This is a genomic window from Clostridium sp. AF29-8BH, from assembly GCF_003478145.1.
In the GTDB taxonomy this organism is placed as follows: Bacteria; Bacillota; Clostridia; order Lachnospirales; family Lachnospiraceae; genus Otoolea; species Otoolea fessa.
This window is the reverse complement of the sequence record NZ_QUEL01000006.1, coordinates 95791-111413: the sequence shown is the minus strand read 5'-3', so window position 1 is coordinate 111413 and position 15623 is coordinate 95791. Positions and strand designations below refer to the sequence as shown.

Sequence of the window (15623 nt, the reverse complement as noted above, 5' to 3'; positions counted from 1 at the left end):
CACAACGCAAAAAGGGGAACTGCCACATGGCAGCTCCCCTTTTTGCTAGGAAACTTGTCTACTTATAGTACGAAGCGATGAATTAAAATTCTGGTTCGATCAATCCGTAGGTGTTGCCTTTACGTTTGTAAACAACATTGACCTGCTCGGTCTCGGAATTCAGGAATACATAGAAACTATGTCCTAAGAGTTCCATCTGTACACAAGCCTCTTCCGGATCCATCGGCTTCATAGCGAATTTCTTTACTTTGACGATATCTACTTCGTCGTTGGAATCATATTCTTCGTTTATGAAGAGGTCAGAGAATGCAACGGCCGCCTGTTTCTTGTCTACGATTTTATTCTTATATTTTTTGAGCTGACGCTCGATGATTTCTTCTACCAAATCAATCGATACATACATATCGTTGCTTTCCTGCTCTGCACGGATGATGGTGCCTTTGACAGGGATGGTAACCTCGATCTTCTGACGATCTTTCTCAACCGTAAGTGTGATATTCACTTCAGTGTCCTGATTGAAGTATCGCTCTAACTTTCCGATCTTCTCCTCTACAGCTGCTTTTAACCCCGGGGTAACATTGATATTTCTTCCAGTAATCTTATAACGCATAATCATCGCTCCTTTTTATTGGGATGGCTATAGTATACCACTTTTGGATGTTAAATTCAACCTTTTTCGCAAAATTGTCAACACAATTAATTGAAAAACAGGTCGAAATACTGTGTCGTTTGATTTTTCACGAATTGCTGTTGTTTTATAAGGGATTTGCGCGCGGTTTGTGCGGCGGACAATGAAATATGAAAAAAGAGTCTTGCAGGATAGGGCAGAATGGGTGTGTTTTTGCAACAGAAAAAGGCCGAAAAAGCTAGAAAAAACGGGGGTTTGGAGGCAATGCGAGGGTTCTTCATTTGTCAATAGATCTGCTTGTATTTTTGGAAGAAATATGCAAGTTTATGAGATCTGAACAAAAAAGAAATCAAAATGCGCCGGGGAAAATGGGTGCTTCGTGAACAGACGGAAATTGTGGATAATGTGGATAAGTCGGTGCAAAACTCCATTTTCCCTAAAAAAGGGAAAAAATGGGTGTGCAAAACTTATCCACAAAACTGGGGACAAAATGTGGATAATGTGGACAACAAGAAAGTCGAACATATATTTTGTGCAACTTGTCTGGTTTACCATAAAGTTGGCGGGCTGGCAGAAGAAAAAACGTTTTACCTGGATAGGCAGGGAGGCAGCGTTTTACAGCAGGTTCCTTTGTTCGTGTATGGAGGGTCTTGTTTTATGGCTGGGATTTTCCGGGTACGGCAGGTTCGGCTTATCTCAGCCGGGCGTGTGCGCAGAATAAATGTAAAAAAATCATGAAATCATTGAATAAAATCCCTGTTAGTGTTAGAATAAATAAGATTGTATAACTATACCTATACGATCTTTTCGATCTAAAACATATCATACATTGAGCTATAAAAACGAAAAAAGAATGAGAAAGCAAGAAATAGGAGAGAAAAGCATGAATCTGATAGAGAAAGTGTTTGGTACCCACAGCGAACGCGAGCTGAAGCTGATCCGCCCGATCGTGGATAAGATTCTAGGTATGCGCGAGCAGATGACTGCCTTATCGGATGATGAACTGCGTGACAATACGCGCAAGTTCAAAGAGCGCCTTGCGAACGGCGAGACGCTGGACGACCTTCTGCCGGAGGCATTTGCAACCGTGCGTGAGGCGGCGAGACGAGTATTAAATATGGAGCATTACCCGGTTCAGCTGATCGGTGGTATCGTCCTGCATCAGGGACGTATCGCAGAGATGCGTACTGGTGAGGGTAAAACCCTGGTTTCTACCGCACCGGCGTACTTAAATGCGCTGGCTGGAAAGGGTGTATTCATCGTTACCGTCAACGACTATCTGGCAAAACGAGATGCAGAGTGGATGGGCGAGGTTCACAGATTCCTCGGTCTGACGGTCGGCGTGGTTTTAAACTCGATGAATTCCGACGAGCGCCGGGAAGCTTACAACTGTGATATTACCTACGTTACCAACAATGAGCTTGGTTTCGATTATCTGCGTGACAACATGGCGATCTACAAAGAGCAGATGGTTATGCGGAATCTGGACTATGCGATCATCGATGAGGTCGATTCCGTCCTGATCGATGAGGCGAGAACCCCGCTTATCATTTCCGGACAGAGCGGCAAGTCCACGAAGCTCTATGAGGTCTGCGATATTCTGGCACGTCAGTTGGAAAAGGGCGAGGAATCAGCAGAATTTTCCAAGATGGCAGCCATCATGGGCGAGGAGATCGAGGAGACAGGCGATTTCGTAGTCAATGAGAAAGATAAAGTAGTCAACCTGACCGAGGCTGGTGTGAAGAAGGTTGAAGATTTCTTCCACATCGAAAACCTGGCGGATCCGGAGAACCTGGAGATCCAGCACAACATCATTCTGGCACTGCGTGCCAACTACCTGATGTTCCGCGATAAGGACTACGTGGTAAAAGATGACGAGGTTCTGATCGTCGATGAGTTTACCGGACGTATCATGCCGGGACGCCGTTATTCCGATGGTCTCCATCAGGCGATTGAGGCGAAGGAGCACGTACATGTGCGCCGTGAGAGCCGCACGCTGGCAACCATTACCTTCCAGAACTTCTTCAACAAGTTCAACAAGAAGGCTGGTATGACCGGTACGGCACAGACCGAGGAGAAGGAATTCCGTAACATTTACCAGATGGACGTTATCTCCATCCCGACGAACCGACCGGTACAGCGTATTGATTACGAGGATGCGGTTTATAAGACGAAAAAAGAGAAATTCCATGCGGTTGTCGAGGAAGTGGCAGCAGCCCATGAAAAGGGACAGCCGGTTCTGGTTGGTACCATTACGATCGAGACTTCCGAGCTTCTGAGCAAGATGCTGACAAGACGCGGCATTCCGCATAAGGTATTAAATGCGAAGTTCCATGAGCTGGAGGCTGAGATCGTAGCAGATGCAGGTATCCATGGTGCCGTTACGATCGCGACTAATATGGCAGGTCGTGGTACGGATATCAAGCTGGATGAGATTTCCAGAGAACTGGGCGGCTTAAAGATTATCGGTACAGAGCGTCATGAGTCCAGACGTATTGATAACCAGCTGCGCGGTCGTGCCGGACGTCAGGGCGATCCGGGTGAATCACGTTTCTACCTGTCCCTGGAGGATGACCTGATGCGTCTCTTCGGTTCAGAGCGTCTGATGAATATGTTCAACGCGATGGGCGTACCGGAGAATGAGCAGATCGAGCACAAGATGCTTTCCAAGGCGATTGAGAAAGCACAGATGAAGATCGAGACCAACAACTACGGTATCCGCGAGAACCTGTTAAAATACGACGAGGTTATGAACGAGCAGCGTGAGGCAATCTACGCAGAGCGCCGCCGTGTACTGGATGGTGAGAATATGCGTTCTGTTATCATGAAGATGATCACGGATATCGTAGAAAACGCCGTAGATATGTCCATCTCTGATGAGCAGGAACCGGCTGAGTGGGATCTGTCCGAGTTAAATTCCCTGCTGCTTCCGGTTATCCCGTTAGAGCCGATTCAGCTGACGGAAGACCAGCAGCATATGAAGAAAAACGAGCTGAAACATATGCTTAAAGAGGCGGCAACGAAGCTTTATGAGACACGCGAGGCAGAGTTTACAAGCGCGGAACAGGTACGCGAGATGGAGCGCGTGATCCTTCTGAAAGTGGTTGATGCAAAGTGGATGGCTCATATCGACGATATGGATCAGCTGCGCGAAGGCATCGGTCTGCAGGCATATGGTCAGAGAGACCCGCTGGTTGAGTATAAGATGAGCGGCTATGAGATGTTCGACAGCATGACGGCAGCGATCCGTGAGGATACCGTCCGTATTCTGTTCCACATCCGTGCAGAGCAGAAGGTCGAGCGTGAACCGGCTGCCAAGGTAACGGGAACCAACCGTGACGACAGCACCGTGCAGGCACCGAAGAAGCGTGAGGAGAAGAAGATTTACCCGAACGATCCGTGCCCATGCGGTTCCGGCAAGAAGTACAAACAGTGCTGTGGACGGAAGCTGTACGCGAAGAATTAATAGATGAAAGAAGGCAGGCTGCTGTGATTTTGCAGCAGTCTGTGCAGAAAATTCCCGAAACTATGGCGAAATACCTGGTTCCGGGAATTTTTCCAAATATAAAAAAGAGTTACGGTCTATATGTGTGTGATCCGTAACAAAATATAACTGAAAGAATGCTGAACCGTTGAGAAAAATGGCAGCAGATAGATGAGAATGGAGAAGGTGAGAGCATGGTTGAATTAGATCAGTTTAAGTATACGTTATCAACCTACGATGAGACGCTGAAAGAGGTCAAGGATTCCCTGGATCTGGAAAATAAGGAGCGCCGCATCACGGAGCTTGACAAATCAATGGAAGAACCGGGCTTCTGGGATGATCCGGAGCGCTCGACCAAGACGGTCCGTGAGGCGAAAAATCTCAAAGATACAGTGGATGGCTACAAGCACCTTGAACAGCAGTATGAGGATATCCAGGTCATGATCGAGATGGGCTATGAGGAAAATGACCCGGCGATGATTCCGGAGATTCAGGAGATGTTAGATGAGTTCGTCAAAGAGCTGGAAGAACTCCGCACAAAGACACTCCTGTCCGGCGAGTACGACGGCTGCAACGCGATCCTCAAGCTGAACGCGGGCGCGGGTGGTACCGAGGCGATGGACTGGTGCAGTATGCTGTATCGTATGTACCAGCGCTGGGCGGACAAAAAGGGCTTTACGACCGAGGTGCTTGATTTCCTGGATGGCGACGAGGCGGGACTTAAGTCCATCACACTGCAGGTCAACGGCGAAAATGCCTACGGCTACCTGAAATCGGAGAAAGGCGTCCATCGTCTGGTCCGTATTTCCCCGTTCAACGCGGCTGGCAAGCGTCAGACCTCGTTCGTTTCCTGTGATGTCATGCCGGATATTGAAGAAGATCTGGATGTGGAGATTAATCCGGACGATCTGCGGATCGATACCTATCGCTCGAGTGGTGCCGGTGGACAGCATATCAACAAGACGTCCTCCGCGATCCGTATCACGCATCTGCCGACCGGTATCGTCGTACAGTGCCAGAATGAGCGTTCCCAGTTCCAGAACAAGGACAAGGCGATGCAGATGTTAAAGGCAAAGCTGTACCTGCTCAAACAACAGGAGAATGCCGAGAAGTTGTCCGACATCCGCGGCGATGTCAAGGACATTAACTTCGGAAACCAGATCCGTTCCTACGTTATGCAGCCGTACACGCTCGTCAAGGATCACCGGACGAACGCTGAAAATGGCAATGTGAACGCGGTAATGGATGGAGATATTGATCTGTTTATCAGTGCGTATTTAAAGTGGATCAGCCTGAAAAACCAGAAGACAGAAGAGGCGTAAAAGAAGATAAATCAGCCTGGATTGGCGGCACAAAAGTTTGACAGAGAAGAAAACACTCTGTCGAGTGCCGTCAGTTCAGGCTGTTTTTTTACAGATACAATTCGATTATTATGAAAAAAATAGATTGCAGAGCGTCAATAAATGTGATAATATCTTCCTGGTAAACACAAATGTATTTCTGGTGCGTACATAAGCGGAGATGGAATGGAAGAAAAGACAAAGTATTATCTGTTAAAGCAGAAAGCAGTGCCGGAAGTCCTTTTGAAGGTGGCGGAAGCGAAGAAGCTCATTGCGTCGGAAAAGGCGATGACGATTCAGGAGGCGACCGACCAGCTTGGGATCAGCCGGAGTTCCTTTTATAAGTATAAGGACGATATTTTTCCATTTTACGACAACGCCAAGGGCAAAACGATTACCATGGTGCTGCAGATGGATGATGAACAGGGACTTTTATCGGATCTTCTTCATATCGTAGCGATTTACAAGGCGAATATTCTGACGATTCATCAGAGTATTCCGGTCAACAATGTGGCGACGCTGACACTCAGCGTGGAAGTCCGCTCGGATACCGGAAATATATCGCATATGGTCGAAGAGATGGAAGAAAATTCGGGAGTACACAACGTAAAAATTATAGCCAGGGAGTAAAGATTATGATTCAGGTAGCAGTGATGGGCTATGGAACAATTGGTTCCGGAGTCGTAGAAGTATTAGAAACCAACAAAGACAAAATCACAGAAAAAACCGGCAAAGAGATTGCAGTAAAATATATTCTGGATCTGCGTGAATTTCCGGGTGATCCGCACGAAGCGCAGATTGTTCATGATTTTGAGATCATTGAAAAAGACGAAGAAGTAGAGATCGTTGTAGAGGCGATGGGCGGCGTCAATCCGGCATACAAGTTTGCAAAAGCGTGCCTGTTAGCCGGTAAGCACGTTGTGACCTCCAACAAGGCACTTGTAGCGGCACACGGCACCGAGCTTCTGGCGATTGCACGCGAGAAGAACTTAAACTTCCTCTTCGAAGCCAGCGTAGGCGGCGGCATTCCGCTTCTGCGTCCGCTGACTCAGTCTCTTGCAGGCGAGAAGATCGAGGAAATCAGCGGTATCTTAAACGGTACAACCAACTATATCCTTACCAAGATGGCAAGAGAAGGTCAGACCTTTGAGGAAGCTTGAAGAAAGCGCAGGAACTCGGATATGCAGAGCGCAACCCGGAGGCAGACGTAGAAGGCTACGATACCTGCCGCAAGATCACGATTCTTACCTCACTGGCAACTGGAAAAGAAGTAAATTACGAAGATGTGCCGACCGAGGGCATCACAAAGATTACCGATACTGATTTCAAATATGCGGCAAAGCTGGGAACTTCGATTAAACTGTTTGGAACCAGCCGCATGGAAGGCAATAAAGCCAGCGTCTATGTATGCCCGATGATGATCGGACCGGATCATCCGCTCTTTGCAGTCAATGACGTATACAATGCAGTCATGGTTCGCGGCAATACACTTGGAACCGTCATGTTCTACGGCAGCGGCGCCGGAAAACTCCCGACCGCCAGCGCAGTCGTCAGCGACATCGTAGAGATCGCCGGACACATGGAAGACAACATCCCGACCGGCTGGACCGACGAAAAACAGCCAGTTGCACCGATGGGCGAAGTAACCTTCAGCTACTTCCTCCGACTGGCAGGCAAATCAGCCGACAAACTTGCCGATGTGCGTGCAGCCTTCGGTGAAGCAGAAACCATCGAACTCCCGGAGATGGACGAATTTGCGGTCATAACCGGAGAAATGACCGAAGCACGCTTCCGGAAACTGGCAGCGGTATTCGAGGAAGATATCCGCCAGACGATTCGCTATACAAAATAGGATATAAAGTAAAAAGCACGCCAAAGTCATTCATGACGCGGTGTGCTTTTTAACGCAAGAAATACACAGAAAAAGGTCCTCTTGCCAATCATTTTATTGTAACGGACCAATCAAACTCTCATACAACTCCATTGCCTGATCAAAAAACGGCGCATATTGCGGATCCGTAATCATATGGTACACCTGGATCAGGCAGAAAAACTCAACTACTCCAAAGATGGTAGACATAACTCCCAGTATTAGCCCGACCACTGCGCTGCCGCGCCGCGGCTGTCCTTCCTCCTTGGATAGGACAAACAGTACATTCGCCGACATTCCGAGCAGAATCGCGGCGGAAAAACTCAAAAACAGGGAGAAAAATGCGAAGATGCCGCACATCATTGACATCGTGGCATAGCGGCGCGAACGATTGCGCCGGGTTTCATTTGTATCTGAATGTTCCTTCGGAGAAGGTGTTTCATCGTAATAACTCATCGTATATCTAATCCTTTCATAACTGTGAAAAAAGAAAACAGCTACATCCTTTTCTGAAAATTAGAGACAGCCGCTGAATAGGGCAAAACAAAATCTATGCCCATCTGGCGGATTGAATCCGATAAAAGTGTATCATGAATAAAGCCGCTTGTCCAGTTAGGCATTGACTTGCGAAATATGCGCTGGAATGGTATGATTAAACAGCGTATTGATATTGAAGGAGAGTTTTTGCATGGATATTATACAGGCATTGAAAGAAGAGCTTCAGATAGGGAGAAATCAGGTCGAAGCGGCGGTAAAGCTGATCGATGAGGGAAACACGATCCCGTTCATCGCGCGCTACCGCAAGGAGGCGACCGGTTCCCTGAATGATGAGGTGCTGCGCCAGCTAGATGAGCGTCTGCGCTATCTTCGGAATCTGGAGGATAAAAAGGAGCAGGTGATCGGTGCGATCCGCGCCCAGGAGAAGCTGACTCCGGCGCTGGAGAAACAGATCCGCGATGCGGCGACGCTGGTTGCGGTGGAAGATCTTTATCTTCCGTACCGCCCGAAACGGCGCACCCGTGCCGGAATTGCCCGTGAGAAAGGGCTGGAACCGTTAGCAGTCTGGATTTACAAGCAGGAAGCGGGCGGCAGCCTGGAGGCGGAGGCGGCGAAGTACGTGTCGGAAGAAAAGGGTGTTGCAGATGTTTCAGAGGCAATAGACGGCGCGCGTGATATTCTGGCTGAGCAGATCAGCGAGATGGCAAAATACCGCAACTACGCACGTAAAAAGACGATGCAGGACGGTCTTTTGGAGGCATCCGCAAAGGATGAGAAGATACAGTCGGTGTACGAGATGTACTATCATTCTCCGAACCAGTCAAAAAGCTGGCGGGACACCGTGTGCTGGCGATCAACCGCGGTGAGAAAGAGAAGATTCTGAGCGTGAAGCTTATAGCGCCGGAGGAGCAGATTGTCCGGTATATGGAGAAACAGCTGATTATCCGCCGGATGGGGATGCGGCGCGCGTGATGGAAGAAGTGATTCTGGACAGCTACCGCCGCCTGATCGGACCGGCGATCGAGCGCGAGATCCGCGCGGGGCTGACAGAAACGGCAGAGAACGGCGCGATTCAGGTATTTGGCAAGAACCTGGAACAGCTCCTGATGCAGCCGCCGATCGCAGGATGCGTGGTGCTCGGCTGGGATCCGGCATTCCGGACGGGCTGCAAGCTGGCAGTTGTGGATGAGACGGGAAAAGTGCTCGATACGACGGTCATTTACCCGACTGCGCCGCAGAACCGCGTGGAAGAGTCGAAGGAGATCGTGAAAAAGCTGATCCGCAAGTACGGTATTTCCCTGATCTCAGTGGGGAATGGTACGGCAAGCCGAGAATCTGAGCAGATCATCGTGGAACTCTTAAAAGAAATTCCGGAGAAAGTTCAGTATGTCATCGTCAATGAGGCGGGCGCGTCGGTTTATTCGGCGAGCAAGCTGGCGACGGAGGAATTTCCGCAGTTTGATGTCGGACAGAGAAGCGCGGCATCGATCGCGAGACGCCTGCAGGATCCGCTGGCGGAGCTGGTAAAAATTGATCCGAAATCCATTGGAGTCGGTCAGTACCAGCATGATATGAACCAGAAAAATTTAAGCGAAGCGCTGCAGGGCGTGGTGGAAACGTGCGTAAATAAGGTCGGCGTGGATCTGAATACGGCATCGGCGCCGCTGCTCGCCTATATTTCCGGCATTAACAAGACGATTGCGAAAAATATCGTGGCATATCGGGAGGAGAATGGCGCATTTTCAACGCGCCGTGAGCTTTTGAAGGTGGCGAAGCTGGGACCGAAGGCGTATGAACAGTGCGCCGGATTTATGCGGATCCAGGGCGGCAAGAATCCGCTCGATGCGACGAGTGTGCACCCGGAGAGCTATAAAGCAGCGGAGGCGCTTTTAAAGCAGCTTGGACATGATCCGAAGGAGATCGCGGCGGGCGGCATCCGCAATATCCGCAAGGAGATCGCGGATACGGCAAAGCTGGCAAAAGAGCTTTCGATCGGCGAGCCGACCTTGCTCGATATCGTGAGCGAGTTGGAAAAACCGGCGCGCGACCCGCGTGAGGAGATGCCGAAGCCGATTCTCCGCACGGATGTGCTGGAAATGAAGGATTTGAAGCCGGGCATGATTTTAAAAGGAACCGTGCGGAATGTCATTGATTTCGGTGCGTTTGTGGATATCGGCGTGCATCAGGATGGTCTGGTTCACGTGTCCCAGATGACAGACCGCTATATCAAGCATCCGCTGGAGGCGGTCAGCGTCGGGGATATCGTGGAGGTCAAGGTGCTGGCGGTTGATGTGGCGAAGAAGCGCATTTCGCTGACGATGAAAATCCGGGAGACGAAGTAAACCACGGCAGATTCAGCCGTTGGTTATAGGATGCAGGAGCGCTGACTGGAATGGGGCGGCGGATAAGGCATAGAAAATTAGGGAGAAGATAAAATGGACTTACGTGTAAAAATACAGCCAAAAGAGATTTTTATTTATTCGATGTACAATTTCTGGGCGGGACTGCGTGGAATCGGATGCATCATACTGACGGTGCTCGTTATTATTGCAGCGTCAGCCAGCGAGGAACGTCTGGGAACGCAGGTGACGAATCTGGTGATTCTGGGAGTGATTGCCTTGACAGGCTTTCAGATTTTTGCAATCTGGAAACAGGCAGAGCGCACCGCCAGGGATGCGAAAACGGGAGCTGAGATTGTATTTCACATTGGAGACGAGGGCATCCGTGCCCGCCAGGCGAACGGCAAGGGTGAGATCAGCTGGGATAAGCTGGTAAAAGTGAAAAAGATCGCGGGAATCTATGTGCTTTACCTGGGTCGAGACAAGGCGTACCTGATGCCGAAGCGCGTGTTCAGAGGTTCGGAGGAGCAGATTTTTCTCAGTAGCTTACAAGAAATCTGCCGCAGGAAAAGAGAAGAGGAATTCGAGCATGATGATAGAAACAAACAGCCCGGAAGAGACGTATGCGTTTGGAAAAAAGCTTGGAATGGAAGCGCAGGCAGGGCAGGTGTATTGTTTGAATGGTGATCTGGGCGTAGGAAAGACGGTTTTTACGCAGGGGTTTGCCGCGGGACTTGGAATTCAGGAACCGGTCAACAGCCCGACTTTCACGATCGTGCAGGAGTACGACGATGGGCGCCTGCCGCTCTACCATTTTGATGTATATCGTCTCGGCGATGTGGACGAGATGGATGAGATTGGCTATGAGGACTATTTCTACGGCGAGGGCATCTGCCTGATCGAATGGTCGGAGCGCATCCGCGAGATCCTGCCGGAACATCCGATCCAGATCACGATTGAAAAGGATTTGGAAAAGGGCTTTGATTACCGGAAAATTTCAGTAAACGAGCAGTAGCCGGCGACAGGAGGAAAGAGAAAATGAGAATTTTGGGAATCGAAAGCGCATCCCTGGTGGCATCGGTTGCTATTGTTACGGATGATGTGATCACGGCGGAATATACGGTGAATCTGAAAAAAACGCATTCGCAGACACTTCTTCCGATGATTGATGAGATTGTGAAAATGCTGGAGGTGCCGTTGGAAAGCATCGATGCAATCGCAGTATCCGGCGGTCCAGGATCTTTTACGGGGCTTCGGATTGGCTCTGCGACAGCGAAAGGACTGGGACTGGCGCTTGGGAAGCCGCTGATCCATGTGCCGACGATGGATGCGATGGGATATTGTCTGTACGGGGCTTCGGCGCTCATCTGCCCGATGCTGGATGCGAGACGGCAGCAGGTGTACACGGGACTCTATCGGTATGAAGAGAAGTTCGAGATTGTGAAAGAACAGTACATTACGGATATCCATGCGTTGATTGCTGAGTTAAATGAGCGCGGCGAGCGCGTGATTTTCCTGGGGGACGGTGTGCCGGTCAACCGGGCGGTGATCGAGGAAGAGATGAAGGTGCCGTATTCGTTTGCACCGGCACAGGCGAGCCGTCAGCGAGCTTCGGCGGTGGCAGCGCTTGGCGCAGTGTATCTGGCAGAGGGAAAGACCGAGACGGCAGCCGAGCACAAGCCGGATTATCTGCGGAAATCGCAGGCGGAGCGCGAGCGCGAGGTCGCAGAGCGCCAGGGCGAGATGGATAAGCTGGCAGCCGGTATTGTGGTCGTGGAGAAGAAATAATGGCGGCAGGAACGGGAACGCAAAAAGAGCTTCGTGTTCAGATAGTGGATTTTCAGCCGGGGGATCTTCCTGCGGTCCGGGCACTGGAACTGGAATGCTTTTCGGATGCATGGTCGGAGAAGCTTTTACAGGATCTGCTGACGAGCAGCTGGGATAAAACCTGGGTGCTGAAAGAGGATGAAACCGTCCGTGGCTACTGCAATTTCCGCGTCATTGCCGGGGAAGGCGAGCTGATGCGGATCGCGGTTCACGGCGCGTGCCGGGGGCGCGGCTATGGGCGGCTTCTGATGGAACGGCTGTTAAAGGAAGCAGAGGAAGAAAACGTCGAGGATATCACCTTGGAGGTGCGTGCATCTAATGCCCCGGCGATTGCGCTGTATGAGGCGTATGGCTTTCAGAAAGAGGCGGTTCGGAAGAATTATTACAGCGGGCCGACGGAAGATGCGCTGATTTATTGGAAAAGAAGCGGAAAAAGCATTGACAGATGAAATGGAAATGAGTATACTGTTTAACAGATAAAAGCGTAACACTTTACAGTGTTAAATCAAAAGAAAAGAACGGTAGGAGGTTCATATGCTGAGTCAGGTATCTATTTTTGCAGAGAATAAGAAAGGACGTTTACAGAATATTACATCCCTTCTTCAGAAGGAGAATATTAACATTTGGGGTTCGATCACGAATGACAGTGCGGAGTACGGTATTATCCGTATGGTTGTTTCTAATCCAGAGCACGCGGAGAAAGTGCTGGCGGAAGCTGGTTATCTCTGCCGTCTGACAGAGGTGCTTGGCGTCGAACTGGATGACGAGGTCGGAGCACTCAACCGTCTGTTAATTTCCCTCGAAGAGAGCAATATCAATGTAGATTACCTGTATCTCTCCTTCAATCGTGATTCTGGCAAGCCGGTTATGGTGCTTCACACGGACGATGTGAGGGAGGTCAGCATCTGCCTGACATCGAAGGGATATAAGGTACTGTAAGTATTTCCAGCACTTTCCGCTTAAAAACCGGTATAAAAAACAGTATAATGATGGAGAAGCTGTGGAGGACATGGCTTCTCCATTTTGTGTATATAGAAGAGAAAGGCGAGGAGAGCATGAGAAAATATGGAGAGAGCGGCATTCTTCTGTCGGTTGTCTGCAACCGGTGCGGGAAGAAGCTGGCGGTGAAAGAAGGCATTCTGCGCGAAGGAGCGGCGCATTTTGATGTGGCATGGGACTATTTTTCGGAGAAAGATGGGGAGGTGCATCATTTTGATCTGTGCGAGGAGTGCTATGATGGAGTGACGCGGGAATTTCTGATTGAGGCAGATAAGGAGGAGAGGACGGAACTATTGTAGAGTCGTGAGGGGAACGGAGAAACGCGGGACAGGCGGTGCGCCATCTGCGTCTCGCCAGTGAATTGGATTGCTGAATTTCTGGCTTGCAACATAGTATTTCTTTATGATATTATTAAATGATATGGGAGTTAGGAGAAAAGCTGTTTTGACAGCTTTTTGCATGACTTTTAATTAAAAAGATTTATTATAAATCATTTATTTAATAGAAAAGAGGATGTTCCATGTTAGATGTATGTTTGCTGGGAACGGGCGGGATGATGCCGCTGCCGTATCGGTGGCTGACGGCTTTGATGGTCCGCTGCTCGGGCAGCAATTTGCTGATAGACTGCGGGGAAGGCACGCAGATTGCGTTGAAAGAAAAGGGCTGGAGCCCGAAGCCGGTGGATGTGATTTGTTTTACACATTATCACGCGGATCATATCAGCGGTCTGCCGGGACTTTTGTTGACGATGGGAAATGCGGAGCGGACGGAGCCGATCACGATGATTGGACCGAAGGGACTGGAACGCGTGGTGACGGCACTGCGGACGATCGCGCCGGAATTGCCGTTTCCGCTTGAGTTTATCGAGCTGACGGAGCCGAGACAGCAGCTTCAGATTGGACCGTATGTGATCGATGCGTACCGGGTCAACCATAATGTGACCTGTTATGGGTACTCGATTTCGATTCCGAGAAAGGGACGGTTCGATGTGGAACGCGCGCGGGCGCAGGAGATTCCGCAGAAGTTCTGGAGCCGCCTGCAGAAGGGGGAGACGATCGAGGAGGAGGGCAGAACGCTGACACCGGATATGGTGCTCGGAGGTGACCGGAAGGGAATCAAGGTGTCATACTGTACCGATACGAGACCGCTTCCGGTAATTGCGGAGTACGCGAAGGATGCGGATCTGTTTATCTGTGAAGGCATGTACGGCGAGGACGGGAAAGAAGCCAAGGCGAGAGAATACAAGCATATGACATTCCAGGAGGCGGCGCACCTGGCGAAGGAGGCCCAGCCGAAGGAAATGTGGCTGACTCATTACAGCCCGTCGCTCATCCGTCCGGATGATTATATGGATAAAGTGCGTGAGATATTCCCGAGAGCGAAAGCCGCCCGTGATGGCTGGACGGCAGAGCTGGGATTTGATGAGGAGTAAGGGCGATGCAGACGGAAGAAAAGAGAGAGAATATAGAAGAAAAGAAGGAAGAACGGATGAAAATGCCAGTTTCAGGAGCATTGGAACGGGGACCGGGGAAAGCTCCGGTATCGAGGGCAGAGATTTCCGTGCATGATACAGAAAACGGACACCCATCAGAAGATGTTTACATTCTTGCAATCGAGAGTTCCTGTGATGAGACGGCAGCTTCAGTCGTGAAAAACGGACGTACCGTTCTTTCCAATATCATATCTTCCCAGATCGATCTTCACACGCTGTTTGGCGGCGTTGTGCCGGAGATTGCGTCGAGAAAGCATATCGAGAAGATCAACCAGGTTATTGAAGAGGCGCTGACAGAGGCACATATGAGTCTGGAGGAGATGACGGCGATTGCAGTTACCTACGGTCCAGGGCTGGTTGGCGCGCTTTTGGTCGGTGTGGCGGAAGCAAAGCACTCGCGTATGCGGCGAAGAAGCCGCTGGTCGGCGTACACCATATCGAGGGGCACGTATCGGCAAATTTCATCGAAAATCCGGATCTGGAACCGCCGTTCATGTGCCTGATCGTGTCAGGCGGACATACACATCTGGTGATTGTGAAAGATTATGGCGAATTTGAGATTCTGGGACGCACCCGAGACGATGCAGCAGGCGAGGCGTTTGACAAGGTGGCACGCGCGGTCGGGCTCGGTTATCCGGGCGGTCCGAAGGTCGATAAGGCGGCAAAAGAGGGGAATCCACATGCGATTGAGTTTCCACGGGCAAAAGTGGGCGACAATCCATATGATTTCAGCTTCAGCGGCTTAAAATCGGCGGTCTTAAATTATATTAACCATGCGAAAATGATGGGCGAGGAGATCAATGTGCCGGATCTGGCGGCTTCGTTCCAGAATGCGGTTGTGGAAGTATTGGTATCGCGCACGATCGAGGCGGCGAAACAGCACGGCTATAAGCGCGTGGCGATCGCCGGCGGTGTGGCATCCAACTCCGCTCTCCGGGCGGGCATGGAGAAGGCCTGTAAAGAGGCGGGCATCCAGTTCTTCCATCCGTCACCGATCTTCTGTACGGACAATGCGGCGATGATCGGCGCGGCGGCGTACTATGAATATAAGAAGGGCGCGCGCGCAGGCTGGGATCTGAATGCGGTGCCGAATTTGAAGCTGGGCGAGAGATAATACAAATTTTTTCAGGAAGAATTGTTTTGCGG

The 15623-nt window shown here is 50.2% G+C and carries 13 protein-coding genes and 3 pseudogenes; 14 read left to right on the top strand and 2 right to left on the bottom strand.

Going from position 1 to position 15623, the window contains the following annotated elements:
* Window positions 1–82: 82 nt before the first annotated feature.
* On the bottom strand, window positions 83–610 hold the full coding sequence (raiA, locus tag DWZ16_RS06105) for a ribosome hibernation-promoting factor, HPF/YfiA family (RefSeq protein WP_022360630.1): 528 nt from the start codon (window positions 608–610) through the stop codon (window positions 83–85).
* A 372-nt stretch (window positions 611–982) separates the two neighbouring features.
* On the opposite strand from raiA, the gene DWZ16_RS06100 reads away from it, so the two are divergent.
* From DWZ16_RS06100 to DWZ16_RS06080, 5 genes and pseudogenes are all read left to right on the top strand, one after another.
* On the top strand, window positions 983–1366 hold the full coding sequence (locus DWZ16_RS06100; RefSeq protein ID WP_118492430.1) for a hypothetical protein: 384 nt from the start codon (window positions 983–985) through the stop codon (window positions 1364–1366).
* A gap of 145 nt (window positions 1367–1511) precedes the next feature.
* A complete protein-coding gene (gene secA / locus DWZ16_RS06095) occupies window positions 1512–4094 on the top strand; it encodes a preprotein translocase subunit SecA (RefSeq protein ID WP_117796090.1) in 2583 nt (860 codons plus the stop codon).
* A gap of 212 nt (window positions 4095–4306) precedes the next feature.
* Window positions 4307–5434, top strand: coding sequence for a peptide chain release factor 2 (prfB, locus tag DWZ16_RS06090; protein WP_117796089.1), 1128 nt, complete (start codon window positions 4307–4309; stop codon window positions 5432–5434).
* Window positions 5435–5638: 204 nt separating this feature from the next.
* Window positions 5639–6082 carry an ACT domain-containing protein gene (locus DWZ16_RS06085; RefSeq protein ID WP_107001373.1) on the top strand — a complete coding sequence of 148 codons (444 nt, stop codon included), beginning with the start codon at window positions 5639–5641 and terminating at the stop codon, window positions 6080–6082.
* A 5-nt stretch (window positions 6083–6087) separates the two neighbouring features.
* Window positions 6088–7304: pseudogene (locus tag DWZ16_RS06080) on the top strand (homoserine dehydrogenase).
* A 93-nt stretch (window positions 7305–7397) separates the two neighbouring features.
* Here the strand turns inward: DWZ16_RS06080 and DWZ16_RS06075 are convergent.
* On the bottom strand, window positions 7398–7778 hold the full coding sequence (locus DWZ16_RS06075) for a hypothetical protein (protein WP_118492426.1): 381 nt from the start codon (window positions 7776–7778) through the stop codon (window positions 7398–7400).
* Window positions 7779–8010: 232 nt separating this feature from the next.
* Here DWZ16_RS06075 and DWZ16_RS06070 point away from each other — a divergent pair.
* The 9 genes and pseudogenes from DWZ16_RS06070 to tsaD all read left to right on the top strand — a co-directional run bounded on the left by DWZ16_RS06070 (window position 8011) and on the right by tsaD (window position 15591).
* Window positions 8011–10162, top strand: a pseudogene (locus DWZ16_RS06070) (Tex family protein).
* Window positions 10163–10255: 93 nt separating this feature from the next.
* Entirely contained in the window at window positions 10256–10846 is a 591-nt protein-coding gene (locus DWZ16_RS06065) for a YcxB family protein (RefSeq protein WP_118522457.1), read from the top strand.
* Window positions 10749–11174: a tRNA (adenosine(37)-N6)-threonylcarbamoyltransferase complex ATPase subunit type 1 TsaE gene (gene tsaE, locus DWZ16_RS06060; RefSeq protein WP_022360622.1), complete on the top strand. Its 426-nt coding sequence runs from the start codon at window positions 10749–10751 to the stop codon at window positions 11172–11174. The genes DWZ16_RS06065 and tsaE overlap by 98 nt, the downstream gene beginning before the upstream one ends.
* 23 nt (window positions 11175–11197) lie before the next feature.
* Window positions 11198–11947 (top strand): tRNA (adenosine(37)-N6)-threonylcarbamoyltransferase complex dimerization subunit type 1 TsaB, encoded by a 750-nt coding sequence (tsaB, locus tag DWZ16_RS06055; protein WP_118492422.1) that lies wholly within the window; start codon window positions 11198–11200, stop codon window positions 11945–11947.
* Window positions 11947–12435, top strand: a complete 489-nt coding sequence (gene rimI, locus DWZ16_RS06050; protein ID WP_118492421.1) for a ribosomal protein S18-alanine N-acetyltransferase — start codon at window positions 11947–11949, stop codon at window positions 12433–12435. Before tsaB ends, rimI begins: the two co-directional genes overlap by 1 nt.
* Window positions 12436–12520: 85 nt before the next feature.
* Window positions 12521–12925, top strand: a complete 405-nt coding sequence (locus DWZ16_RS06045) for an ACT domain protein (protein WP_022360619.1) — start codon at window positions 12521–12523, stop codon at window positions 12923–12925.
* A 116-nt stretch (window positions 12926–13041) separates the two neighbouring features.
* Window positions 13042–13284 (top strand): hypothetical protein, encoded by a 243-nt coding sequence (locus DWZ16_RS06040; RefSeq protein ID WP_181357235.1) that lies wholly within the window; start codon window positions 13042–13044, stop codon window positions 13282–13284.
* A gap of 221 nt (window positions 13285–13505) precedes the next feature.
* Window positions 13506–14417: a ribonuclease Z gene (locus DWZ16_RS06035; RefSeq protein ID WP_118293360.1), complete on the top strand. Its 912-nt coding sequence runs from the start codon at window positions 13506–13508 to the stop codon at window positions 14415–14417.
* A gap of 128 nt (window positions 14418–14545) precedes the next feature.
* Window positions 14546–15591, top strand: a pseudogene (gene tsaD / locus DWZ16_RS06030) (tRNA (adenosine(37)-N6)-threonylcarbamoyltransferase complex transferase subunit TsaD).
* Window positions 15592–15623: the final 32 nt, after the last annotated feature.